At 66.8% G+C, this 24,083-nt stretch carries 21 protein-coding genes, 1 tRNA gene and 1 pseudogene; 11 read left to right on the top strand and 12 right to left on the bottom strand.

What is annotated here, in order from left to right; genetic code table 11:
* Window positions 1–95 precede the first annotated feature (95 nt).
* On the bottom strand, window positions 96–1,253 hold the full coding sequence (locus tag SIDU_RS02750) for a pyridoxal phosphate-dependent aminotransferase (RefSeq protein ID WP_007684217.1): 1,158 nt from the start codon (window positions 1,251–1,253) through the stop codon (window positions 96–98).
* A 143-nt stretch (window positions 1,254–1,396) separates the two neighbouring features.
* Between SIDU_RS02750 and ptsP the strand changes: the two genes are divergently transcribed.
* The 6 genes from ptsP to ftsH all read left to right on the top strand — a co-directional run bounded on the left by ptsP (window position 1,397) and on the right by ftsH (window position 8,958).
* Window positions 1,397–3,673: a phosphoenolpyruvate--protein phosphotransferase gene (gene ptsP, locus SIDU_RS02755; protein WP_007684218.1), complete on the top strand. Its 2,277-nt coding sequence runs from the start codon at window positions 1,397–1,399 to the stop codon at window positions 3,671–3,673.
* 103 nt (window positions 3,674–3,776) lie between these two features.
* The gene (locus SIDU_RS02760) at window positions 3,777–4,658 is read left to right on the top strand and encodes a helix-turn-helix domain-containing protein (RefSeq protein ID WP_007684219.1); all 882 of its coding nucleotides are present in this window, start codon (window positions 3,777–3,779) and stop codon (window positions 4,656–4,658) included.
* Window positions 4,659–4,757: 99 nt separating this feature from the next.
* Window positions 4,758–5,669, top strand: a complete 912-nt coding sequence (locus SIDU_RS02765) for a tol-pal system YbgF family protein (RefSeq protein WP_039979775.1) — start codon at window positions 4,758–4,760, stop codon at window positions 5,667–5,669.
* Between the two features lie 7 nt (window positions 5,670–5,676).
* Window positions 5,677–6,621 carry a tRNA lysidine(34) synthetase TilS gene (tilS, locus tag SIDU_RS02770; RefSeq protein ID WP_007684223.1) on the top strand — a complete coding sequence of 315 codons (945 nt, stop codon included), beginning with the start codon at window positions 5,677–5,679 and terminating at the stop codon, window positions 6,619–6,621.
* Between the two features lie 128 nt (window positions 6,622–6,749).
* Window positions 6,750–6,941 (top strand): hypothetical protein, encoded by a 192-nt coding sequence (locus SIDU_RS02775; protein WP_007684224.1) that lies wholly within the window; start codon window positions 6,750–6,752, stop codon window positions 6,939–6,941.
* Between the two features lie 67 nt (window positions 6,942–7,008).
* Window positions 7,009–8,958: an ATP-dependent zinc metalloprotease FtsH gene (gene ftsH / locus SIDU_RS02780; RefSeq protein ID WP_007684226.1), complete on the top strand. Its 1,950-nt coding sequence runs from the start codon at window positions 7,009–7,011 to the stop codon at window positions 8,956–8,958.
* A 284-nt stretch (window positions 8,959–9,242) separates the two neighbouring features.
* On the opposite strand, the gene SIDU_RS02785 is transcribed toward ftsH, so the two are convergent.
* The 4 genes from SIDU_RS02785 to SIDU_RS02800 form a co-directional block, all read right to left on the bottom strand.
* Complete coding sequence (locus SIDU_RS02785; protein ID WP_007684228.1) at window positions 9,243–10,595, bottom strand: amidohydrolase; 1,353 nt, start codon at window positions 10,593–10,595, stop codon at window positions 9,243–9,245.
* Window positions 10,596–10,738: 143 nt separating this feature from the next.
* Window positions 10,739–11,293, bottom strand: a complete 555-nt coding sequence (locus SIDU_RS02790; RefSeq protein ID WP_007684230.1) for a hypothetical protein — start codon at window positions 11,291–11,293, stop codon at window positions 10,739–10,741.
* 160 nt (window positions 11,294–11,453) lie between these two features.
* Complete coding sequence (locus tag SIDU_RS02795; protein WP_007684237.1) at window positions 11,454–12,260, bottom strand: 3-hydroxybutyrate dehydrogenase; 807 nt, start codon at window positions 12,258–12,260, stop codon at window positions 11,454–11,456.
* Window positions 12,257–13,435: a patatin-like phospholipase family protein gene (locus SIDU_RS02800; protein ID WP_007684238.1), complete on the bottom strand. Its 1,179-nt coding sequence runs from the start codon at window positions 13,433–13,435 to the stop codon at window positions 12,257–12,259. Before SIDU_RS02800 ends, SIDU_RS02795 begins: the two co-directional genes overlap by 4 nt.
* A gap of 157 nt (window positions 13,436–13,592) precedes the next feature.
* Here SIDU_RS02800 and ypfJ point away from each other — a divergent pair.
* A pseudogene (gene ypfJ, locus SIDU_RS02805) lies at window positions 13,593–14,461 on the top strand (KPN_02809 family neutral zinc metallopeptidase).
* A gap of 8 nt (window positions 14,462–14,469) precedes the next feature.
* Here the strand turns inward: ypfJ and SIDU_RS02810 are convergent.
* A complete protein-coding gene (locus SIDU_RS02810) occupies window positions 14,470–14,787 on the bottom strand; it encodes a hypothetical protein (protein ID WP_007684239.1) in 318 nt (105 codons plus the stop codon).
* Between the two features lie 506 nt (window positions 14,788–15,293).
* Here SIDU_RS02810 and SIDU_RS02815 point away from each other — a divergent pair.
* A complete protein-coding gene (locus SIDU_RS02815; protein WP_007684240.1) occupies window positions 15,294–17,306 on the top strand; it encodes an acyltransferase family protein in 2,013 nt (670 codons plus the stop codon).
* 14 nt (window positions 17,307–17,320) lie between these two features.
* On the opposite strand, the gene SIDU_RS02820 is transcribed toward SIDU_RS02815, so the two are convergent.
* Window positions 17,321–17,397: transfer RNA gene (locus SIDU_RS02820), tRNA-Arg, on the bottom strand.
* An 86-nt stretch (window positions 17,398–17,483) separates the two neighbouring features.
* Between SIDU_RS02820 and SIDU_RS02825 the strand changes: the two genes are divergently transcribed.
* On the top strand, window positions 17,484–18,203 hold the full coding sequence (locus SIDU_RS02825; RefSeq protein ID WP_007684241.1) for a queuosine precursor transporter: 720 nt from the start codon (window positions 17,484–17,486) through the stop codon (window positions 18,201–18,203).
* Between the two features lie 23 nt (window positions 18,204–18,226).
* On the opposite strand, the gene truA is transcribed toward SIDU_RS02825, so the two are convergent.
* Together truA and fmt are read right to left on the bottom strand one after the other, a co-directional pair.
* Window positions 18,227–18,973 (bottom strand): tRNA pseudouridine(38-40) synthase TruA, encoded by a 747-nt coding sequence (gene truA / locus SIDU_RS02830; protein WP_007684243.1) that lies wholly within the window; start codon window positions 18,971–18,973, stop codon window positions 18,227–18,229.
* A 4-nt stretch (window positions 18,974–18,977) separates the two neighbouring features.
* Complete coding sequence (gene fmt, locus SIDU_RS02835) at window positions 18,978–19,886, bottom strand: methionyl-tRNA formyltransferase (RefSeq protein WP_007684245.1); 909 nt, start codon at window positions 19,884–19,886, stop codon at window positions 18,978–18,980.
* A gap of 187 nt (window positions 19,887–20,073) precedes the next feature.
* On the opposite strand from fmt, the gene recR reads away from it, so the two are divergent.
* Together recR and def are read left to right on the top strand one after the other, a co-directional pair.
* Window positions 20,074–20,670, top strand: a complete 597-nt coding sequence (gene recR, locus SIDU_RS02840; RefSeq protein WP_007684248.1) for a recombination mediator RecR — start codon at window positions 20,074–20,076, stop codon at window positions 20,668–20,670.
* Between the two features lie 48 nt (window positions 20,671–20,718).
* On the top strand, window positions 20,719–21,249 hold the full coding sequence (gene def, locus SIDU_RS02845) for a peptide deformylase (RefSeq protein ID WP_007684250.1): 531 nt from the start codon (window positions 20,719–20,721) through the stop codon (window positions 21,247–21,249).
* A gap of 199 nt (window positions 21,250–21,448) precedes the next feature.
* Here def and SIDU_RS02850 read toward each other — a convergent pair whose 3' ends face one another.
* The 3 genes from SIDU_RS02850 to SIDU_RS02860 form a co-directional block, all read right to left on the bottom strand.
* Window positions 21,449–21,880, bottom strand: coding sequence for a DUF2147 domain-containing protein (locus SIDU_RS02850; RefSeq protein WP_007684252.1), 432 nt, complete (start codon window positions 21,878–21,880; stop codon window positions 21,449–21,451).
* Window positions 21,881–22,015: 135 nt separating this feature from the next.
* A complete protein-coding gene (locus SIDU_RS02855; protein ID WP_007684254.1) occupies window positions 22,016–23,008 on the bottom strand; it encodes a type II secretion system F family protein in 993 nt (330 codons plus the stop codon).
* Between the two features lie 13 nt (window positions 23,009–23,021).
* Window positions 23,022–24,020, bottom strand: a complete 999-nt coding sequence (locus tag SIDU_RS02860; RefSeq protein WP_007684256.1) for a type II secretion system F family protein — start codon at window positions 24,018–24,020, stop codon at window positions 23,022–23,024.
* Window positions 24,021–24,083 lie beyond the last annotated feature (63 nt).

Genomic DNA, 24,083 nt, shown 5'->3' on the forward strand with positions numbered 1-24,083 from the left:
AACTGCGCATATTCCACGGGGAGAAACGAAGGAGGCGGCGCATTTCCGCAATGCGCCGCCTCCCGATTTCCGAAATTTTGAGCGGTCAGGCCGGATCAGGCCTTCCACACCCTGTCGACGGCGTCGCAAAAGGCCTTCATCTCCTCGGCGGAGCCGACGGAGACGCGGGACACGTTCGGCCAGATCGGCCAGTTGCGCCCGATCTGCACCTTTTCGGCCAGGAGCGCGGCCTGCATTTCCTTGGCGGGCTTGCCCCAGTCGACCATGAACATGTTGGCATGGCTGCCCGGAATGACCTTGATCCCCTTCTTCTTGAGATGGGCGACGGCCATTTCGCGGTTGGCGTTCATTTCGGCGCGGCGCGCCTTGATGAGGTCGGCCTGGGTCACCGACACCGTGCCGCAGGCGACGGCGGTCATCGGCAGCATCGCCGTCACCTGGCCGCCGTCATAGCGCATCATCTTTTCCATGATGGCGGGGCTGGAGAAGGTGAGGCCCAGGCGCATGCCCGCCATGCCGAACAGCTTGGAGAAGGTGCGCAGGATCAGCACGTCGTCGCGGGTCGCCGCCATCTTCGCGGCGTTGGGGCCGTCGAACCAGTGGATATAGGCTTCGTCGACGACCAGGATCGCGTCCTTGGGCTTGTTGTCGGCCAGCCACTGGATGTCGGCGAGCGAGGTCATCGTGCCGCTGGGGTTGTTGGGCGAGCAGATGTAATAGACCCCCGCATTGGGGTCCGCCGCCAGCATCGCCTTCACGTCATGGGCGTAATCCTTGGTCAGCGGCACCTTCGTCACTTTCGCGCCCAGCCACTCGCCGGTGCGCCAGATGGCTTCATAGGTGGGATTGCCGGTCACGATGCCGCGCGTGGGCGAGGCATAGGCGACGGCGACGCGGCTCAACGGATCGCTGGAGCCGGGCCAGGCGGTGATGCGGTCGGCGGGAATGCCCTCCACCGAGGAGACGGCGGCGAACAGCTTGGCATGTTCGTCATTGGGTTCGTAGCGATTACCTTCCTGCACCAGCTTGAAGGCGGCTTCGGCGGCGACGGGGAAGGGGCCGGTCCAGCATTCATTGGCGCCGATGCGCACGGCGCCCTCGACCGCCTTGGCGGCCTGCTGCGCCATGGCGCCGGTGACGCGCAGGGCGGCCGCGCCCGCGCCCAGCAGGGCAGCGACCTTGCCCATCTGACGGCGGGAATAGCCCCGCTCGATCAAATCCTGTTCGAAGGCCTTGTTTTCGATTTCTGCCATATGCTCATCTCCCTGAATCCTGAGATTTTACGGCTGTAAACGAAAGCATCGTTCATTTCCGCCATGTCCGTCCAGGGAAAATCCGCCGGAACCGCACATATTCGCCTTGGAAAGCGGCGGCGCGATCTGTTAGCGCTTGACCCATGCCCAGCACGCCCGCCGCCGCCGCCCGCCAGATCCTCACCCGCCTGCAGGAGGTGATGGCGGCGCGCACCAGCGCGCAGGCGAAGCTGAACAAGGTGGTGGAGATCATCGGGCAATCGCTGTCGAGCGAGGTCTGCTCCATCTATCTGGTGCGCGAAGGGCTGCTGGAACTGTTCGCGACGCGGGGCTTGAAGCAGGAGGCCGTCCACGTCACCCGCATGGCGATGGGCGAGGGGCTGGTCGGCATGATCGCCACCAATGTCGAGACGCTGAACCTGGACGAGGCGGCCTCGCACCCCGACTACAGCTATCGCCCGGAAACGGGGGAGGAACTGTTCCACAGCTTTGCCGGCGTGCCCATCGTGCGGCGGGAACGCGCCATCGGCGTGCTGTGCGTCCAGCATGTCGAGCCGCGCCGCTATGAGGAGGTGGAGATCGAGGCGCTCCAGACCGTGGCGATGGTGCTGTCCGAACTGATCGCCAATGCGGAACTGGCCGATGACGGCCCGCTGGACAGCCGGGTGCAGGACACGGGCAGCACGGTGCTGCACGGATTGCAGCTCGTCATGGGCATGGCGCGGGGGCATGCCGTGTTCCACCAGCCGCGCGTCCATATCGAACATACCGTCGCCGAGGATACGGAGGCGGAGCGCGCCCGCGTCATTTCCGCCTTCGCCAAGATGCGCGAGCAGATCGACCGCATGACGGGGGCGGCCGAATTCGGCACGGAGGGCGAGCATCAGGAGGTGCTCGAAACCTACAAGATGTTCGCCTATGACGAAGGGTGGATCAGGCGGATCAACGAGGCGATCGACAGCGGCCTGACCGCCGAGGCCGCGATCGAGCGCGTGCAGCAGCGCACCCGGATGCGCATGCGGCAGATCGACGATCCGCTGCTCCAGGACCGGATGCACGACCTGGAGGACATGGCGAACCGCCTGCTGCGGATCGTGTCGGGGCAGCTGGGGACGGCGGCGCAACTGGGATTGCGGCAGGACGCCATATTGATCGCGCGCAACCTGGGGCCTGCGGAACTGCTGGAATATGACCGGCGGCGGCTGAAGGGCGTGATCCTGGAGGAAGGATCGCTGACCGCCCATGTCACCATCGTCGCCCGCGCCATGGGCGTGCCGGTGCTGGGCCGCGTGCGCGACATCCGGCATCAGGTGAACGAGGGCGACCTGATCCTGATGGACGTGGGCGCCAACGCCCTGCTGATCCGCCCGACGTCCGACATGGACGAGGCGTTCGAGAACAGGCTGCACGTCACGCAGAAGCGCCGGGCCGAATTCGCGGCGATGCGCGACCTGCCGTCCGTCACCATCGACGGCCAGCGGATCGAATTGATGGTGAACGCCGGCCTGCGGGAGGATGCGCAGGCGCTGGACCTGGTGGGCGCGGACGGCATCGGCCTGTTCCGCACCGAATTCCAGTTCCTGGTTTCCGCCACCCTGCCGCAGCGGGAAAAGCAGCAGCGGCTCTACCGCGACGTGCTGGACGCGGCGGGCGACCGGCCGGTCGTCTTCCGCACGGTCGACATCGGCGGGGACAAGGCATTGCCCTATATGGCCCGCGACGCGGAGGAGGAGCTGGAGGACAATCCCGCCATGGGCTGGCGCGCGCTGCGGCTGGCGCTGGACCGGGATGGCCTCATGAAGGCGCAGGCCCGCGCCCTGCTGGAGGCGGCGGCGGGCAAGGTGCTGCACGTCATGTTCCCGATGGTGTCGGAACCCTGGGAATATGAGCAGGCCCGCGCCCTGGTGGAACATCAGCGCGAATGGCTGGTGGCGCAGAAGAAGAAGCTGCCGGTCGCCGTGCGTTACGGCGCGATGCTGGAGGTGCCCGCTTTGGCGGAGGTGCTGGACCTGCTGCTGCCCAGGCTGGATTTCCTGTCCATCGGCACCAACGACCTGACGCAGTTCCTGTTCGCCGCCGACCGCGCCCACCCACGGCTGGCGGAGCGCTACGACTGGCTGAGCATCGCCATATTGCGTTTCCTGGACCGCGTGGTGCGCGCCTGCGAAGACCATGAGGTGCCGGTGGGCGTGTGCGGCGAGATGGGGGGGCGCACGCTGGAGGCGATGGCGCTGATCGGCCTGGGCGTGCGGCGCCTGTCGATCACGCCGGCCTCGGTCGGACCCGTGAAGGCGATGATCCGCACCGTCGACGCGGCGGAATTGCGCCGGTTCATGCGCGATCTGCTGGACAAGGGGGTAACGGATATTCGTTCGGCGCTGGTCGACTGGGCCGGCGAACATGCTATTGAATTGAATTAAAGGGGATAGGGGCGGCGCGGCCGGCGCTTTTGGGGCCGGCGCGGCGTTGACAATCCCCGTCCCGCAATGAGACAAGGCCAGCCTTCAAAGGTCGCGGAGCAGCATGGCAGAAGAACCCGAACTGGAATCCGGCGCCGCGCCGGAACGGCAGCCCGATACTCCGGGCGCGCGCTTGCGCGCCGCGCGGGAGGCGCAGGGCCTGTCGATACAGGATGTCGCCACCCGGACGCGCATCGCCCAGCGGCAGTTGGAGGCGATAGAGCGCGACGATTATGCCGCCCTGCCCGGCATTCCCTATGCGGTGGGCTTTGCCCGCGCCTATGCCCGCGCCATCGACGTGGACGAGGTGGCGATTGCCGCCGACGTGCGCAGCGCGGTGCATAATTCGGACCTGGGCAGCAACCGCTACGAGGCGTTCGAGCCGGCCGATCCGGCGCGGGTGCCCTCCCGCGCGCTGGCCTGGACGGCGGCGGCCATCGTCGTGCTGCTGGTCGCCGGTTTCGCCGTCTGGCGCACGCAGGTGATGACCCCGCCGACGGGGGAGGAGATCGCCGCGCAGCAGGCCGCGCCCGCGCCTGCCGCTACGAAGCCGGCGGCGGGCGCGCGCCCGGCGGCGCCGGTGGTGCAGACGGTCGTGTTCACCGCCAATGACGATGTCTGGCTGCGCATCTATGACGAGACGGGCGAGCGGTTGAAGGACGGGCTGATGAAGAAGGGGGAGAGCTTCACCCTTCCCGCCAATGCCCGCAATCCGATGATCCTGACGGGTCGGCCGCAGGCGCTGGCCGTGACGGTCGGCGGCAAGCCGATCGCGCCGCTGGGACCGCCGGACCGCACCATCGCCGACGTGCCGGTCAATGCGGAAGCCCTGCTGGCGCGGGCGGCGCCCGCCGCGGGACAGGTGCAGGGGCGGTCGGCTCCGGCCGCGCCTGAGCCCGTCGCTCCGGCGTCTGCGTCGGGGCCGGCTCCGGCCGCCGCCGACTGATCCGTTCAGGGGCGATTCAGCGGAATTTGGCGCAAAGTCGCGCTTTACCGGGCGGATTATAACCTTATGGTTAAGGCCGGATATAAGTCGGGGATCATCATGCGTAACGCTTTTTTCGCGACGGCCGCACTGGCGCTGGTCGCGCTCGCGCCGCCGCTATCGGCGCAGAATGTCAGCGTCGACGTGCGCGTCGACCGTCTGGAGAAGGAAATGCGCGCCGTGCAGCGCAAGGTGTTCCCGGCCGGCGCGCCGCTGGAGGCGGAGATCGCCCGCCCCGCCGCCCCGGCGGTGGTGCCGGGGTCGCCCGCGTCCACGCCGGTTGCCGACCTGACGGCGCGGGTGAACGCGCTGGAATCGCAACTGGCCTCCATCACCGGGCAGGTCGAGGAAAACGCCTTCAAGCTCAAGCAGTTGGAAGAGGCGTTCAACCGCTACAAGGCGGAGCAGGAAAGCCGCGCAGCGCCTGCCGTGGTGCCGCCGACGGCGCTCGGCCCCTCCGCCTCGTCCGCTCCGGCGACCGGCGCATCGGCCCGGCCGGCCGCGCCGCGCCCCGCCGCCAATGGCGCGAGCGAGGAACGCAAGATCGCCGTCGCCGCGATCGAGCGGCCCTCCACAGGCAATGAGGCGGACGATGCCTATACCTATGGCTTCCGCCTGTGGGACGCGAAATTCTATCCGGAGGCGCAAGCGCAGCTCAAGGCGACCGTGGACAAATATGGCGCCAGCCCCGTCGCCAGCAAGGCCGCGAACCTGCTGGGCCGCGCCTATCTGGACGACGGCAAGCCCGCCTTGGCCTCCGTCGCCTTCTACGAAAATTACCAGAAGCGGCCCAAGGGTGACCGCGCCGCCGACAGCCTGGCCTATCTGGGCGAGGCGCTGATCCAGCTCAAGAAGCCCGCCGATGCGTGCAAGGTCTATGCGGAACTGGAGCAGGTCTATGGCGCCAGCCTGTCGAACGGCCTGCGCGGGATGATGGACAAGGGCCGGACCAGGGCCAAGTGCACGGCCTGAGGGCCGCATGGCTGAGGGCGATCTTGAAACGCAGTTGAAGCAGGCCATCGGGGCGCTGGCGGAAAATGCCGCCAGCGCCCGTTTCGGCGTGGCGGTGTCGGGCGGGCCGGACAGCATGGCCCTGCTCGATCTGGCGGCGCGGGCCTTTCCGGGGCGGGTCGAAGCGGCGACGGTCGATCATGGCTTGCGTGAGGCTTCGGCGGCGGAGGCGGCGATGGTCGCGGACTGGTGCCGCGATGCCGGGATCGCGCATGCGACGCTGCATCCGCAGGGCGCGGTGCGGGGCAATGTGCAAAGCTGGGCGCGGGCGCAACGCTATGCCCTGTTGGAAGAATGGCGGGCGGCGCGCGGCTTGGACTGGCTGCTGACGGCGCATCATGCCGACGACCAGTTGGAAACGCTGCTGATGCGGCTCAACCGGTGCGCGGGCGTGGGCGGGCTGGCCGGCGTGCGGGCGCGGCAGGGCGCGGTGCTGCGGCCGCTGCTGGGCAAGCGCAAGGCGGATTTGCTGGCCTATGCGCTGGAACGCGGCCTGCCCTATGTCGACGATCCGTCGAACGGCGATGCGCGCTTCGACCGGGCGGCCCTGCGCGCGGCGTTGGCGGGCGTCGACTGGATCGACGCGGCGGCGGCGGGGCGCAGCGCGGCGGCCCTGGCGGAGGCGGAGGAAGCGCTGGACTGGATGGTCGACGATCTGGAGGCGCGCCATGTGCTGCCCGATGGCGGCGGGCTGGCGCTGGACCGGACCGACCTGCCTCGCGAACTGCTCCGCCGCCTGATCCTGCGCATGGTGGCGCGCTTGCAGCCCGATGCCGTTCCCCTCCGCGGGGAGGCGGTGGACCGGCTGATCGCGGCGGCGCGCAGGGGCGGGAAGATGAGCATCGGCCGCCTCGTCCTCAAGGGCGGGGTGCGCTGGACGCTGATGGCGGCGCCGCAGCGACGTTGGCAATGATCGTTACGGAAAGGTTCCGCGGCTTGGCGCATGCGATGAACAATCCGTCGATTTGACCGGGCGCAATGACCTTTCCTTAACGCCTATGCTGGTTAATGAAGCCGATTGAGCGTGGGAATTTTCGATTCATGTTTGAATTTGCGGCGGTGACCTATGGCCTGCTGGCCAGCGTCATTCTTTCGGCGGCGCAGCGCAATCACCGGATGGAACGGCCCCATCCGCCGATGCTGCTCTATACCGGCTATATGCTTTGCGGTCTGTCGGCGGGGGTCGCGGTGATCCTGGCCTATATCGCCCTGTCGCAATTTGCCGGCGGTTGACCTCAGGCGGGGGGCGCTTGCGATTTTGCTGCGGCACCCTATCTTGCCGGGTGAAAGAGAGTGGTGAATGAACGACGAGAAAGACCCGCAGGGCAACCCCTGGATCAAGAGCGCGATGATATGGGCCGGGGTGATCGTCGCCCTGTTGCTGTTCGTCTCGATGTTCGACAGCCGCACGGCGTCGAGCGCGGGGGCGGGCATCGCCTATTCCGAATTCCGCGCCAAGGTGCAGGAAGGCCAGGTCAAGGACGTCGCCATCGCCGCCGACCGGATTTCCGGCACGCTGACCAGCGGGCAGAAATTCAGCACCGTTCCGGTGAACGATCCGGGCCTGACCGGCCTGCTGGACGATTATAACGTCAAATATTCGGGCCAGGCGGAGGAGCAGCCGAGCTTCTGGATGATCCTGATCTACCAGTCGCTGCCGTTCCTGCTGATCCTGGGCATCGCCTTCTTCGTGCTGCGCCAGATGCAGAAGGGCGGCGGCGCGGGCGGGGCGATGGGCTTCGGCAAGTCGAAGGCCAAGCTGCTGACCGAAAAGCATGGCAAGGTGACGTTCGATGACGTCGCGGGCATCGATGAAGCGCGGGAGGAATTGCAGGAAATCGTCGAGTTCCTGAAAGACCCCAGCAAATTCGCCCGCCTGGGCGGCAAGATCCCCAAGGGCGCGCTGCTGGTCGGTTCGCCCGGCACCGGCAAGACGCTGCTGGCCCGCGCCATCGCGGGCGAGGCGGGCGTGCCCTTCTTCACCATTTCGGGTTCGGATTTCGTCGAGATGTTCGTCGGCGTCGGCGCGAGCCGCGTGCGCGACATGTTCGAGCAGGCGAAGAAGAACGCGCCCTGCATCGTCTTTATCGACGAAATCGACGCGGTCGGTCGCCATCGCGGCGCGGGCCTGGGCAACGGCAATGACGAGCGCGAGCAGACGCTGAACCAGCTTCTGGTCGAGATGGACGGTTTCGAGGCGAATGAGGGCATCATCATTGTCGCGGCGACCAACCGCCCCGACGTGCTGGACCCTGCGCTGCTGCGTCCCGGCCGCTTCGACCGTCAGGTCGTGGTGCCGCGCCCCGACATCGAAGGCCGCGAGAAGATCCTGGCCGTGCACATGAAGAAGGTGCCGCTGGCGCCGGACGTCAATCCGCGCACGATTGCGCGGGGCACGCCCGGTTTCTCCGGCGCCGACCTTGCGAACCTCGTCAACGAAGCGGCTTTGATGGCCGCTCGCCGGGGCAAGCGTCTGGTCGCCATGGACGAGTTCGAGGCCGCCAAGGACAAGGTCATGATGGGCAGCGAGCGCCGCTCCATGGTCATGACCGACGATGAAAAGAAGATGACCGCCTATCATGAGGCGGGCCATGCCATCGTCGCCGTCCATGAACCGGCGTCCGACCCGATCCACAAGGCGACGATCATCCCGCGCGGCCGCGCTTTGGGCATGGTGATGCGCCTGCCGGAGCGGGACAGCTACAGCTATCACCGCGACAAGATGCACGCGAACATGGCCGTCGCCATGGGCGGGCGCGTGGCGGAGGAGATCATCTTCGGTTACGACAAGGTGTCCAGCGGCGCGTCGGGCGACATCCAGTACGCCACCAAGCTGGCCCGCGACATGGTCACGCAATGGGGCATGTCCGACAAGCTGGGTCCGCTGCAATATGAGGAGCAGCAGGGCGAAACCTTCCTCGGCTATTCGCAGAGCCAGCGCGTCCACATGTCGGACGAGACGGCGAAGCTGATCGACAAGGAAATTCGCGGGCTGGTCGAGCAGGGCTATGCGCGGGCGCAGGAAATATTGAAGGGTCATGAGGACCAGCTTCACCTGCTCGCCAACGCCATGCTGGAATATGAGACGCTGAGCGGCGAGGAGATCAAGACGCTGCTCGACAAGGGCGAGATCACCCGCGACGACGGCACGACGATCAAGCCCTCCACGATCCCGGCGGTCGGATCCTCGATCCCGAAGACCCGGCGGCGCAAGGGGCCGTTCGGCGATCCGTCGCCTGCCGGCGCCTGACCGGCGTTATGGATTGGGAAAGGGCGCTGCCGGGAGGTGGCGCCCTTTTTCATGGGTTGCCGGGCAGGGTGGCTTTTGGCCAGGCCAAGTCATTCCCCCTCCCGCAGGCGGGAGGGGTTAGGGGGCGGCGCGAGCGAAGCGAGCTTCCAGGTTAGCGGTTGCAAAACGACGCAGATGTCGCGCCAGCCCACCCCCTAGCCCCTTCAAACGAGTCACGTGCCGCGTTTGAACGCCTGCGGGAGGGGGAAATGAGGGGCTTCCCATCCCGATCCCACTTCTCCGCCTCAATCCCGTTTCAATATGTGCATCGCCAGCACCGTCATGGCTTCGCTGGCGGTGGCGATGACCTTGTCGGCCTCCGGCGCCCAGAAGGGGCTGTGCAGCGAGGGCAGGCTGATCTCGCCCGCCGCGGCCTTCGCCATCCGGTCCGCCGGCACGCCGCCGACCCAGAAGATGAAGCTCTCGATGCTCTTGTCGGCGCGGTAATAGCGGCCGAAATCCTCCCCGGCCATGGAGGGTCTGGTTTCGCTGACCGTGCCTTCGGGGAAATGGCTTTTCAGCACCTCCGCCATCCGGTTGGCGAAGGCGGGCGGATTGTAGGTGGAAGGCGTGAATTCGTCCTTGACCGAGAGCAGCGGCATCCTGTCGTCCGGCACGCCCGCGGCAATGGCCTCGCCCCGGGCGATGCGTTCTATGCCGCGGATCAGCCTTTCCCGCGTTTCGTCGGAATAGCTGCGCACGGTAAGCAGCATCTTCGCGTCGTCGGGAATGACATTATGCTTGGCGCCGCCGGCGAAACTGCCGACTGTGACCACGGCCGGATCGAACGGATCCTGTTCCCGGCTGACCAGCGTTTGCAGCGCGGTCACGATCCGCGCGCCCAGCACGATCGGGTCGCGGGTCGTCTGCGGATAGGCGCCATGGCCGCCCGCGCCGCGCACCAGCAGGTCGACGCTGTCCACATTGGCGAGCGCGAAACCCGGCGTATAGCCGATTTTCCCCGCCTCCAGATTGGCGGCGTCGTGGAAGGCGATGGCATGGGTCGGGCGCGGGAAGCGGGTGTAGAGTCCATCCTCCAGCATCAGCCGGGCGCCGCGTCCCACTTCTTCGGCGGGCTGGAGGATCATCACCAGCGTGCCCTTCCAATCCTCCTTCATCGATGACAGGAGCCGCGCCGTTTCGATGAAGGCGGTCATGTGCGTGTCATGTCCGCAGGCATGCATCACGCCGGTTTCGGCGCCGTCGGCGGTCTTCGCCTTCACCCTGGAGGCGAATTCCAGGCCGGTCTGCTCGGTCACGGGCAGCCCGTCCATGTCGGCGCGGATCAGCAGCACCGGGCCGGACCCGTTCTTCAGCACCGCGACCACGCCCGTTCCGCCGACCTTTTCGGTGACGGCGAACTTCATCGCCTTCAACCGCCGGGCGAGCTTGGCGGCGGTGGCGCTTTCCTGTTCCGACAGTTCGGGATTGGCGTGCAGGTCGCGATAGAGCGTCATCAGCCCGTCCATGTCCTTCGCGATGGTCGCCGCGATGGCACTGGATGGCGTCGCCCCTTGGGCGGACGCGCCGGGGGGCTGGGCATGGGCAATGGAGATAAGGCTGGCGGCGGCCATGACGGCCGTCAACGCATAACGCATCGATGGGTCTCCCTGATGGAGGGGGGACCATAAGCGGATTCAACCCGGCTTTTAAGGGGCCTTCGGCATGCCCTGCCCCCTTTGGGCATGACAGGAGCGCCCGCCATTGCCGACGGGCGCTCCTGCCGATGCCATGGGAGGCGTCAGAAGTGGAAGATCACGCCGGCCGTGGGCCGGAAGCTGTCGAAATCATAGGTTTCGGTCTGGAAGCGCAGGCGGATGCCGCTATTTCCGGTGATGCCGCCCAGGCCGATGTCCTTGGGGCCGACTTCCACGCCCAGGCCGTACATCCAGTCCTTGCGGTCCGGCCAGCCGCCCTTGCCGTTCACCCACTGATAGCCGGCCGACGCGAAGATCATGCCGCTTTCCCCGGCCCGCGCGCCGAAGCGTCCCTTCACGCCATATTCCCAGTCGATGTCGCTGAAACCCTTGGTCGCATTGCCCTCGACGCCGACGAAGACGGGGCCGAGCGGCACGTTGACGCCCGCGACGCCGCTGATGATCGCGCCGTTCATGATCGTCTCGCCCGGAACGCTGCCGAATTCGGTGCGCCGGTCGAAGCTGTGATAGCCGCCCAATATGCCGACATAGGGTTCGACGCCGAAGGCCTGGGTGCCGTCGGGAGCGGCTTCCTCCTGCGCCGACGCGACCGAGGGCAGGGCCGCAACCAGTGCGGCCGCAACGAGATATTTCTTCATGAGGAGTCCCTTTTCCAATTTCGCCGCTTGGCGTGTCGGAGGGGATAACCTGCGCCGACCGCATCGGGTTTCCTCAATGAATACAAATCCTTCCAGCTGTTCCCAATATGACACGATCCATGTTAGGAAACAGCCGCCATTGGCGGTCGGACACCCATGGCTATTGCGCGGTCCAGCCGCCGTCGATGCTCATATTGGCGCCGGTGATGTTGGCGGCGGCATCGCTGCACAGATAGAGCGCCATGGACGCCACCTGCTCGACCGTCACGAACTGCTTGGTCGGCTGCCCGGCGAGCAGCACGTCGTTCATCACCTGCTCCCGCGTCATGCCGCGCGCCTTCATCGTGTCGGGAATCTGGTTTTCCACCAGCGGCGTCCAGACATAGCCCGGCGAGATGCAGTTCGCCGTGATGCCGAAGGTCGCCAGTTCCAGCGCCAGAGTCTTGGTGAAGCCCGCCAGCCCGTGCTTGGCCGTCACATAGGCGCTCTTATAGGGGGAGGCGGTCAGCGAATGCGCCGATGCCGTCTGGATGATGCGCCCCCATTTCTTCCGCTTCATATAGGGAATGGCGAGGCGGGAGGTGTGGAAGGCGCTGTTGAGGTTGAGCGCGATGATGAGGTTCCATTTGTCGACCGGAAACTCCTCGACCGGGGCGACATGCTGCATCCCGGCATTGTTGATGAGGATGTCGACGCCGCCGAAGGCGTCGGCCGCCTCCTGCATCATCGCCTCGATCTGGTCGGTCCTGGTCAGGTCGTGCCCGCTGTAGAGCGCCTTGGCCCCGCTCAGCGCCTCCAGCCCGGCGCGCTCCTTCTCGATCGCGTCCGCATCGCCGAAGCCGTTGATGACGACATTCGCGCCTTCTCCGGCCAGCGCCTTGGCATAGGCGAGGCCGATTCCGGAGGTCGATCCGGTGATGAGGGCGGTCTTTCCAGCGAAGTTCTGGCCGGACAGGGACTTGCTCATGCCTGCTTCTCCTTGAGATGGTCGGGCGCGTCGAGGTCGAAGGTGGAGCTTTTCCCGTTGACGATGTTGCGGGCGATGAGGTCGCCCTGGTGCATCACTTCCTCCACCGCGTCGCGGCCCTGCGACCAGTGATCCAGCATGGTTGAGCGGGAAAATTCGAAGTCCCGCGCCCCGCTTTCCCAGGCGCGGCTGCGATAGATGAGGTGGACGATGTTGACCGACCCGACGTCCAGCAACTGGCGCAGCCGCTGCGCGTCGGCGTCCTCCTGCAATTCGGGCGGCAGCTTGTCCAGCAGGGCGCGGATCGCCTTGTGCTCCTTGCGCAGCCGCAGATACTGGTCGGTCACCTGGCGGGTGCGGCTGGAATATTGAATGTCCTTGGTCCGGGAATAGACGTCGGTCATCTGCCGGGGCATCGGCCCTTCGGCGGGGAACAGGTCGACCTGGAACACCAGCATGTCGGCGCTCTGATGGTCCAGCACATGGGCGAGCGGCGTGTTGGACACGATGCCGCCGTCCCAATACCAGCGCCCGTCGATCTCGATCGGCGGCAGGCCGGGGGGCAGGGCGCCCGACGCCATGATGTGGCGCGCGTCGATCCGGGTGTTGCCGCCCCGGCCGCGCGTGTCCCAATAGGCGAAATTGCCGCTTTCCACGTCCACCGCGCCCACCGACAGGCGCACCGGCCCGTCGTTCAGCAGATCCCAGTCGACGCAGGCGTCCAGCGTGTCCTTGAGCGGCGCACTGTCGTAGAAGCTGATCGCGCCCGGCGTCCCTTCCGGCATCAGCGTCGCGGGCCACAGGCGCGGGCGGAACATGCCTGGCACGCCGAAGGTGGCGACCGAACCCGCCGCCATCAGATGGGCGGCCTCCCGGATATGGTCGATTTCCGGCAGCACGACATTGGGCATGCCGCCCGACACGGTCAGCCAGAATTTCTTGAGCCGGGCGAGGCGCTTGTGCGGCGGATTGCCGGCGATGATGGCGGCGTTGACCGCGCCGATGGAGATGCCCGCGACCCAACTGACGTCGATTCCCAGCTCGTCCAGCCGTTGATAGACCCCCGCCTGGAAGGAGCCGAGCGCTCCGCCGCCCTGCAGCAACAGGGCGACTTCGCGGGGGAGGGGCAGCGGCATGTTGGCGCGGCGGCGCGGCTGGGATTCGGTATCGGCCATGTCGCACCGCAATATAGAATAGTCTTGTCGCATTCCAACTGAATGTCTCGTTACAATCTCGTCATGCGACAGCGCGCCCGCCGCAACCCGCAGGGCATCGGGACGTTTCCACCGGCGGCGGAATGGAATAGGCAGGGCGGGGAAAGAGAGGGACGAGATGCGGCTCGACGACGAACGGGAAAGCGCCAATTTCGAGATTCAGGACGGTCGCGGGGGGCCGGGCGGGGGGCTGGGCGGGGGGCTGGGTCTGTTGCTGCCGCTGATCGGCAGCCGGTTCGGCTGCGGCGGCATCGTGGTGGTGCTGATCATTCTTGTCGTCATGGGCGTCAATCCCCTGAGCCTGATGGGCGGCGGCGGCCAGATGCCGCAGGGCGGGCAAGTCAGTCGCGACGCTTCCCGGCTGAGCGACGTGCAGCACTGGTCCCTGAAGGTGCTGGGATCGACCGAGCGCGTCTGGGGGCCGCTGTTCCAGCAGGCCGGCCGGCAATATCAGCCGACGGTCCTGTCCTTCTATTCCCAAAGCGGCGTGTCGGGATACGGCGCGGCGCAGAGCGCCATGGGGCCATTTTACTGCCCCAATGACGGGAAAGTCTATCTCGACACCGACTTCTTCAACGAACTGCGCCAGCGCTTCGGCGCGCCCGGCGATTTCGCCCAGGCCTATGTGATCGCGCATGAGGTCGGCCATCATGTGCAGGATCTGGAGGGGACGTTGGGCAGGTGAACCAGCGCCAGCGCGCCGTCAGCGAGGAACAGGGCAATGCGTTGCAGGTGCGGGTCGAATTGCAGGCGGACTGCTATGCGGGCGTCTGGGCCAAGCGCACCGGCCTGATGGAGCCGGGCGATCTGGAGGAGGGGATGAAGGCGGCGCAAGCCATAGGCGACGACACGCTGCAAAAGGCGGCCGGTCGCCGTCCCGTGCCGGAGAGCTTCACCCATGGCACCAGCGAGCAGCGAATGACCTGGCTGCGCAAGGGGCTGGACAGCGGCGACCCCGCGCAGTGCGATACGTTCAAGGGAATGTGAGGCCGGCCTTATCGGGGCGTCTCGTCCGACGGCTGCGCGTCCTCGACCGGCGTCACGTTCGATGCCGGCGCGGCGGGCAGCCCGGCGCCTGGAGCGAGGAAGGGCTTTCCCGCCTCCGGCATGGGCTGGCCGAAGTCGGCGGCGCCCGACATTGGGGCCGGCGGCGGGGAGGGCATGGCCTCGGCGGGCATCACCACAGGCGCTGGAGCCGGGGCGACCGCGGCCGTCGGCACGGCATGACTGGCGCGGGGCGCGAAGCTCTGCACCGTCAATACGATGACCGGAGCGGCGATCAGGGTCACGGCGGCGAAGGCCTTGTAGATCATGGGGCGCGTCCATTCATGATCGCGCCATCATAGGTGCGGATGGTAAATAAATGCTGTCGGCGGCTGTGGAATAGCGGACGGTCAGATTACGGGGTCTCCCCACGGCGCGCCTTGCTCCTGGGGAGGCGCTCGAACGAGACAGGTGGCTCATGAGAGCCTGGGCGGAGGGGGCGCATTCGAAAATGCCGGGAAGTGGCCAGTGGCGGTCATTAGTTTCCCGTCACCCCGGACTTGATCCGGGGTCCCGCTGCCTTGGGCTGGGCGCGGACTCAGAAAGAAAGCGGGACCCCGGGTCGAGCCCGGGGTGACGAAAGGGGGAATGGCGGGAATTCACCCAAATCGGTCAGTCTCCGGTACCTGTCCACGTCGCCTAACACCTTTGCCCCTTGCACCTGTCCCGATGCGCCGGTGCGCTCGCCGCTACGGGCTTTATCACCAATGCCTGCCCGCCAAGTCCCTAAAACAGGGAGGAAAAGAGCATCGCCGCCAGCATATCCTGTTCCGCTTTGCCCGTCGGCGAAGCCTGTCCATCAACCGCCTATCGGCGCGACATAGACGGGCTGCGCGCCCTGGCGGTGCTGCCGGTGCTGTTTTACCATGTCGACCTCTGGCCCTTTTCCGGCGGCTTCGTCGGCGTCGACATCTTCTTCGTCATCTCCGGCTATCTGATCGCCTCGATCATCGGCCGGGAACTGGCGGAAGGCCGGTTCAGCCTCACCGACTTCTATGTGCGGCGCATCCGCCGGATATTCCCCGCGCTGTTTGCGACCATCGCCGTCACCATCATCGTCGGCAGCCGCATCCTGCTGCCGCTGGACTATCGCGCGCTTGGCCTGAGCGCGGCGGCGACGGTGCTGTTCGCCAGCAACCTCCATTTCGCGCGGCACAGCGGCTATTTCGGCAGCGCGGCGGAGGAAGCGCCGTTGCTGCACACATGGTCGTTGGCGGTGGAGGAGCAATTCTACATCCTCTTCCCGCTGCTGATGCTCTGCGCCGTCCGGGCGGGAGGGCGGACGAGGCTCCTGCTGGGGGCGGTGGCGCTCCTGTCCTTCGGCACGGCGCTGCTGCTGGTCGACCGCGCGCCGGTGCTGGCCTTCTACCTTCCCTTTCCCCGCGCCTGGGAGCTGCTGGCGGGCGCGTTGCTGGCGACCGGGCTGTTGCCGCCGCTGCGGAGCCGATGGGCGGCGCAGCTCTGCGCGCTGGCCGGCCTGGCGTCGATCGGCTGGGCGCTGTTCGGCTTTTCCGGCGCGACCGTCTTTCCCGGCCTGAACGCGCTTTACCCGGTGCTGGGCGCGATGCTGATCCTGCATGCGGGGCAAGGCGGGTCGGCGGTCAGCCGAATGCTGGCCGGAGCGGCCCCGGTGGCGGTCGGCCGCATCTCCTATTCGCTCTATCTGTGGCACTGGCCGCTGGTCGTCTTCTGGACCTATCGGACGGACGGCGACTGGCGGTTGCGGGAGCAACTGTTCATCATCCTGCTCTCGCTCCTCCTCGCCGCTCTATCCTGGCGCTTCATCGAGGAGCCGTTCCGCAGGGCGCGCCGCTTCACGACCGGCCGCGCCTTTGCCCTCGCCGGCGCGATGATGGCGGCGGGGTGCGGGGCGGGCGCGCTGCTCTATCTGTCCGGCGGCCTGCCCGCGCGGGTGGCGCCCTCCGTCGCGGCGCTCGATGCGGCGAGCGGGAGCATGGCCTATCTGCCGGAGCGTTGTTCGGGCATGGCGGCGGTGCGGCACCGGGCGCTGTGCGCGGTGGGCGCGCATAACGGCACGCCGCCCAGCTTCCTGCTGTGGGGCGATTCCCACGCCCATGCGCTGAAACCCGCGTTCGACCAGGCGGGCGATGCGCTGGGCCTGTCTGGCCGGATAGCATCCTATCCCGCCTGTCCCACCCTGCTGGGGCTGGACCGGCTGGACCAGCCCGCCAGCCATGACTGCAGCGCCTTTAACGCCCAGGTGCTGGCGATGCTGCGCGACAGCCCGACCATCCACACCGTCTTCCTGGTGTCCCGCTGGGGCCTGTGCGCCAATGGGCGCCGTCCCGAAGGCGGGACGCCCTGCTATCTGGGCCGGGACGCGGATGACGACAGGAGCCTCAGCCGCGACGCCCTGCTGTTCCGCGCCGGGTTGAGGGAGAGCGTGCGGGCGCTGACCGGCATGGGCAAGCGGGTCATATTGGTCGCGCCCATTCCCGAATTCCGCCGCAACGTGCCGGAAAGCCTGGCGCGGGCGGAACTCTACAGCGAACCGGCGCGACTGGACCTGTCGCTGGCGGATTACCTCCGGCGGCAGCGCGGCGTGTTCGGCGCCTTCGACGAGATGCGGCGGCGTTTCGCGGCGGGCATCGTCTATCCGCACCGCCTTCTTTGCCGCAGCGGCCATTGCGCGACCATGATGCATGGCGTGCCGCTTTATTCGGACGACGACCATCTGTCGCGGCAGGGCAGCCTGCTGCTGAGCGGCATGGTCTATCAGGCCATGCGGCCGATCCGGGATCGCGCCGATCACCAGGAAAAGCGCTGAACTGAAAGGGGAGATGGCGACCCCGACAGGATTCGAACCTGTGACCATTCGCTTAGAAGGCGAATGCTCTATCCAGCTGAGCTACGGGGCCGTCGGCGCGTTCGATAGCGGGGCTTCGCCCAGCTTGCAATCATGGGCGGCATTGCATTTGCGCGTCGGCCCGATATGCAGGGGCGCATGAGCGATGCGGGGGTCAGGAAAATCGATGCCTATGCGCTGGGCGGGCGGCCCTTGCGCTATTTCGATTTCTGCATGGCGGGCTTCGTCGCGATCCTGCTGCTGTCCAACCTGATCGGCGCGGCGAAGCTCTCGACGCTGGGCGGCTTCACCTTTGGCGCGGGCATCCTCTTCTTTCCTTTGGGCTATGTGCTGGGCGACGTGCTGACCGAAGTCTATGGCTATGCGCGGGCGCGGCGTTGCGTCTGGGCCGGCTTTGGCGCGATGCTGTTCATGGCGCTGATGAGCTGGGTGGTGGTGAAGCTGCCCCCGGCGGAGGGCTGGCCGGACCAGAAGGCCTATGAGGCGGTGTTCGGCAGCACATGGCGCATCGTCTTCGCCTCCGTCGCCGCCTTCTGGGCGGGGGAGTTCGCCAACAGCTTCGTCCTCGCCAAGATGAAGCTGCTGACGCAGGGCAGGCATTTGTGGATGCGCACCATCGGTTCCACCGTGGTGGGGCAGGGGGTGGACAGCCTGCTTTTCTATCCGCTCGCCTTCTACGGCGACTGGACCAGCGCGCAGGTGGCGACGGTGATGGTCACCAACTGGCTGATGAAGGTCACCTGGGAAGCGGTGCTGACGCCCGTCACCTATGTGGTGGTCGGCCGCCTCAAGCGCGCCGAGGGGCTGGACGTGTTCGACGAGGGCACGAATTTCACGCCGTTCCGGACGAGCCTTTAACCGCATTCCCGCCCGCGCGCGTTTCACGCGTTGGGATAGTGCGCGCTCACGAAATACAGCCCGTCCGGCGGCGCGTTCAGCCCCAGGGCCGCCCGGTCCTTCGCATCCCGCGCCGCTTCCAGATCGCCGAGGGACCAGCGCCCCATGCCGACCATGACGAGGCATCCCACCATCGACCGCACCTGATGGTGCAGGAAGGATCGCGCCTCCGCATGGATGGCTAGGCGGTCGCCCGCGCGCTCCACGTCCAGCCGGTCGAGCGTCTTCACCGGGCTTTCCGCCTGGCAATGGACCGAGCGGAAGGTCGTGAAGTCGTGCCGACCGACCAGCAGTTGCGCGGCCCGCTGCATCGCCTCCGCATCCAGCGGCTGGATCACCCGCCAGGCCAGTCCGCTTTCCCAGGTCAGCGGGGCGCGGCGGTTGACGATGCGATAGACATAGGAGCGGCCGGTGCAGGAGAAGCGCGCATGCCAGTCGTCCGGCACGGTCTCGCAAGCGAGGATCGCGACCGGCGCTGGTCGAAGGCGCGCATTCAGCGCCTCCATCAGGCGGAACGGCGTCATGTCCTTCGCAATGTCGGCATGGGCGCGCATGCCAAGGCCGTGGACGCCGGCATCGGTGCGGCCCGCCGCATGCACGGCGACCCGTTCGCCGGTGACGGAGAAGATGGCGTCCTCCATCGCCTGCTGCACGCTCGGTCCATGGGCCTGCCGTTGCCAGCCCATGAAGGGGCGGCCATCGAATTCGACGGTGAAGGCGAAACGGGCCATGGGTTCAGGCGTCGACCCGGCTGCCCGCCGGCATCTCATAGCCGCGCAGCAATTCGCCCGCCGACATGGCGCCCTTGCCGGCGCGCTGGATCAGCGTCGGGCGGATGCTGCCATGGCCGCAGCCGATCAGCAGGCTGTTGTCGAGCAATTCGCCCGCCGGGCCTTCATCCCCCTCGACATGGGCGGCAAGGATGCGGAAGCGCTCGCCGCGATATTCGAAGAAGGCGCCGGGCACCGGGTTGAAGGCGCGCACCTGCCGTTCGACCTGATGCGCGTCGCGGCCGAAATCGATCCGCGATTCCGCCTTTTCGATCTTGGAGGCATAGGTGACGCCTTCCTCCGGCTGGGCGACGGGGGGATGGAGGGCGATGTCGTCCAGCACCTCGACCATCAGTTCCGCGCCCGCATCGGCCAGTTCCCGCGTCAATGCCCCGGCGGTCTTGTCCTCTATGGGCGTCACATGCTTGGCGCGCATCGGGCCGGTGTCCAGCCCTGCCTCCATGTCCATGATGGTGACGCCCGTGACATTGTCGCCGGCGAGGATGGCGCGCTGGATCGGCGCAGCGCCGCGCCAGCGGGGCAGGAGGGAGGCGTGGATGTTCATGCAGCCCAGGCGCGGCGCATCCAGGATCGGGCGGGGCAGGATCAGCCCATAGGCGGCGACCACCGCGACATCGGCGTTCAGCGCGGCGAAGGCGGCCTGCACGTCCGCATCCTTCAGCGAAACCGGCGTGCGCACCTCTATGCCCATCTCTTCCGCCTTCGCATGCACGGGGGAGGGGCGCAGCGCCTTGCCGCGTCCGGCGGGGCGAGGCGGCTGGCTGTAGGCGGCGACGATCTCATGCCCCGCCTTGGCCAGCGCGACCAGGGCCGGAACGGCGAAATCGGGGGTTCCCATATAGACGATACGCATGGCGGGCCTTTTGTTGGGTCTCGGCGCCGGCCCGCTCCCCCACCCGACCACCCAAATGATATTGCCGTTGGGTGGCCGGGTGAGGGAGCGGGCCCGTGCCGCCTCCGAAAAGCGCTGAGAGACGCATTTTCAAAGACGCTCCTCAAACCCCTTGTGTCCACGACTTGCAAGCCCTTATTCCGGTTCCATGGCTTCTCCAGAGATCGAAGCGCTGACGCAGGCGCTGTCCCGCCTGCCCGGCCTTGGCCCGCGTTCGGCGCGGCGCGCCGTGCTGCACCTGCTCAAGAAGCGGGAATCCGCGCTGGAGCCGCTGCTGCGCGCCCTGGACGCGGTGAACGAGCGGCTGGTGACGTGCGGCCTGTGCGGCAATGTCGACACCGTCGATCCCTGCGGCATCTGCGCCGATCCGCGCCGGGATGCGCGGGCGCTCTGCGTCGTGGAGGATGTGGCGGACCTCTGGGCGCTCGACAAGTCGCGGCTGTTTCCGGGCCGCTTCCATGTGCTGGGCGGCCGGCTGTCGGCGCTGGAGGGCGTGCGGCCGGAGGATCTGTCCATCGATGCGCTGGTGGCGCGGGTGGAGGCGGGCGGCATAGACGAGGTGGTGCTGGCGATGAACGCGACGCTGGAGGGACAGACCACCGCCCATTATCTGGCCGAACGGCTGGAGCGCTTTCCCGTGCGCCTGACGCAACTGGCGCATGGCGTGCCCGTGGGCGGCGAACTGGACTATCTGGACGAGGGCACGTTGGCGCAGGCGCTTCGGGCGCGGCGGCCGCTGGGGTGACTGTGGCGGTCGCTTGAAATTTTCCGGCCGCCCGATTATTTTGACGCCATGGCCATTCTTCCCATCCTGGAGGCGCCCGATCCGCGCCTGCGCACCATCTCGTCTCCGGTGGAGGCGATCGATGACGATTTGCAGCGCCTGATCGACGACATGTTCGAAACCATGTACGACGCGCCGGGCATCGGTCTGGCCGCGATCCAGGTGGGCGTGCCCAAGCGGGTGCTGGTGATCGACCTGCAGGAACCCGAATCCGACGAGGAAGGCGCGCCGCCGGTCAAGAAGCCGATGGTGTTCATCAATCCGGAAATCCTGGATGGGTCGGAGGATCTGTCGGTCTATAATGAAGGCTGCCTGTCCGTCCCCGACCAGTTCGCGGAAGTGGAGCGGCCGGCGAGCATCCGGGCAAGCTGGATGGACAGGGACGGACGCATCCATGAGGAGCGGCTGGAAGGGCTGCTGGCCACCTGTCTCCAGCATGAGATGGACCATCTGCAGGGCGTGTTGTTCATCGACCATCTGTCCCGGTTGAAGCGGGACATGCTGATGAAGAAGCTGACCAAGGCGCGCAAGGCGGCCTGAACCGGGCGGCAGAGATGAAAAGAAATGCCCCGGCCGTCGCCGGGGCATTTCTTTTTCGGGCCGGAGGCTGAGGGCGAGCGCGGCCAGCTTCCGGCCTGGCCGCCGGGAATCGCCGCTGATGTCGTGCTGGCCCACCCCCTGAACCCCTGCCGTCTGCGGGAGGGGGGATGGCTGGATTCATCCAAAAGGGGTCATTCGATCAGCGCGCGGGCGTCCATGTCTGGGTCTTGCAGAACATCATGATGCAGCCCTGCACCTTCAACGTGCCGTCGCCGTTGCGGCTGACCTTGCTGTTATAGGTCTTGCCGCTTTCGGGGTCGTAGATCGACCCTTTCCACAGATCGCCCGCATCGGCAAAGCCGGTGAGCAGCGCCAGCCCGGTGAGCGGCTTGCCGCGCTGGGCCGGATCGGGGTTCTTGATGTCGGTCGGGGGGCGGCCGGGGGTGGGCTTCACGATCTTCTCTATCCGCCCGCAGAGCGTCTTGCCGCAAGGGGCGATCTGGACGATGGCCTTGCCGTCGACCGTGGCCCAGCGGCCGGTGATGGGCTGCGCGGCCTGCGCTGGCAGGGCGGCGAGCAGGGGCGGGATGAGCAGCGCGGCGCGGGCGGCGATGCGGGTGAAGGCGACCATGGACCTCTCCGGATTTGCGTCTTTGCAAAAGGGGATAGGGCAGGATCGGCCGCTTCGCCAAGGCGGAAAATCAGCGGCCTTCAGGGGCGCAGCAAGGGACGCTACGGCAGCGCCCCTTGCTGCGCCCTCCAGAATTTAGAAGGCCTGGCTGATCGAGCAGGCGGCCGGACCCAGAATGACGACGAAGAGGGTCGGCAGGATGAAGAGAATCAGCGGCACGGTCATGATCGCGGGCAGGCGCGCGGCCTTTTCCTCGGCGCGCATCATGCGTTCGTGGCGGAACTCGGCGGACAGGACGCGCAGGGCCGAAGCCAGCGGCGTGCCGTATTTTTCCGTCTGGATCATGGTCGTGACCACGCCCTTGATCGCGTCCAGCTTGACGCGGGTGGCCAGATTCTCGAACGCCATGCGCCGCTCGGTAAGGAAGCTGAGTTCAATGGCGGTCAGGTGGAATTCGTCGCCCAGTTCCGGATAGGCCTTGCCGAGTTCGCGGGCGACGCGGCTGAAGGCGGCGTCGACGGTCAACCCGGCCTCTGCGCAGATCACCAGCAGGTCGAGCGCGTCGGGCAGCCCCTTGCGGATCGCGGCGGAACGCTTCTGAATCTTGTTGTCGATGAAGATGTCGGGCGCCTTGTAGGAGAGCAGCAGCGCGCCGGCGAACGCCATGAAGCGCTTCGCGCCCCCCCATTCCGGGTAGATGCCCACGGCATAGAGCAGCAGCGCCGCCATGCCGCCGATGACGATGGGCAGGATCAGCCGGCCGAAGATCACCGCGACCGCCCAGTCCTTCGACCGGATGCCCGCCTGCGCCAGCTTGATCTGCGCTTCCTTGAGCTGATCGTCCTGCAGAACCTTCAGGTTGGAAAGAAACGACCGCATCTGGTCGGTCGCCTGGTTCTTCTTCACCAGCTTGGCGCGGCGGCGGGCGGTGGAGGCGGTGATGCCCGCCTTCAACTGCTCGCGCCGTTCGTTCAGCGCCTTGACGCGCTTGGCCATCGGATCGCGCACGGTCATGACCGCATAGAGGGCGAACAGCGTCGCAAGCGTCGCCAGGGCGGCGAGCAGCGTGCCGAAATCCGTGGCGGTCAGGCCGAAAAGGGTGCCGGCGGGGACGGGTGTGCTTTCCATCTTGTCGGCTTCCTCAAATCTCGAAGTTGATCATCTGCGCCATGATGAAGGCGCCGATGCTCATCCAGCACATGCCGCCTATGCCGATCACCTGCATGGTCGAAAGGCCGAACAACCCCGCCGGATCGGGCGTGAAGAAGGGCGACATGTAATCATAGTTGATGTAGCAGATCAGGCCGAAGACCGTGAACGGCAGCACGCCGATGATATAGGCCGACGCCTTGGATTCGGAGGACATGGCGCGGATCTTGAGCTTCATCTGGGCGCGCTGGCGCAGCACGGTGGCAAGGTTGGACAGGGTTTCCGCCAGGTTGCCGCCGGTTTCCCGCTGGATCGCCAGGCTGATCACGAAGAACTGGAATTCGGGCGTGCCCAGCCGGTCGGCGGTTTCCTGCAACGCCTGGTCCATGGTCTTGCCGATCTTGATGCGTTCGGTGATCAGCTTGAATTCCTCCCCCACCGGACCGGGAACCTCGTTCGACACGACGTTCAGCGTCTCTGCGATGGGAAGGCCGGAGCGCAGGCCGCGGGTCAGCAGTTCCAGCGCATCGGGGAATTTGGCATTGAACTTCAGCACGCGGCCCTTGATCAGACGGCTGACCCACATATGCGGCAGGCCCAGGCCCGCGGCCAGGCCCAGCATCACCGCGAACAGCGGCGGGAATCCGCGCAGCATCAGCAGGGCGCACAGAGCCAAGAATATGACAGCGCAGGCCGTCATATACTGGCTGACCGTCCATTTCTTGCCGGTCATGCGGATGCGCTTGGCAAGGTTTTCCGGGTTGGGCACCAGGGACACCAGCATCGAGGCTTCATTGCCGGCAGGGCGGTTCGAAATCGCCTTGCGCATGCGCGCTTCCAATATGGCGTCGGTGGAATCGCTGTGCCGGCCGCGGATCAGTTCCATGCGGCGCTTCTGCGCCTTTTCGGGCGACGGGCCGCTGAAGGCCATGACGACCAGGCCCAGCATGGTTGCGAGCAGCACCGCCATCAGGATGATATTGCCGTTCATGTGCCTGCCCGTTTCCCGTCCGGTTCCATCAAAGTGGACGCGCCGCCCTCAGGCGGCACGCCC

The sequence above is a fragment of the Sphingobium indicum B90A genome, assembly GCF_000264945.2.
In the GTDB taxonomy this organism is placed as follows: Bacteria; Pseudomonadota; Alphaproteobacteria; order Sphingomonadales; family Sphingomonadaceae; genus Sphingobium; species Sphingobium indicum.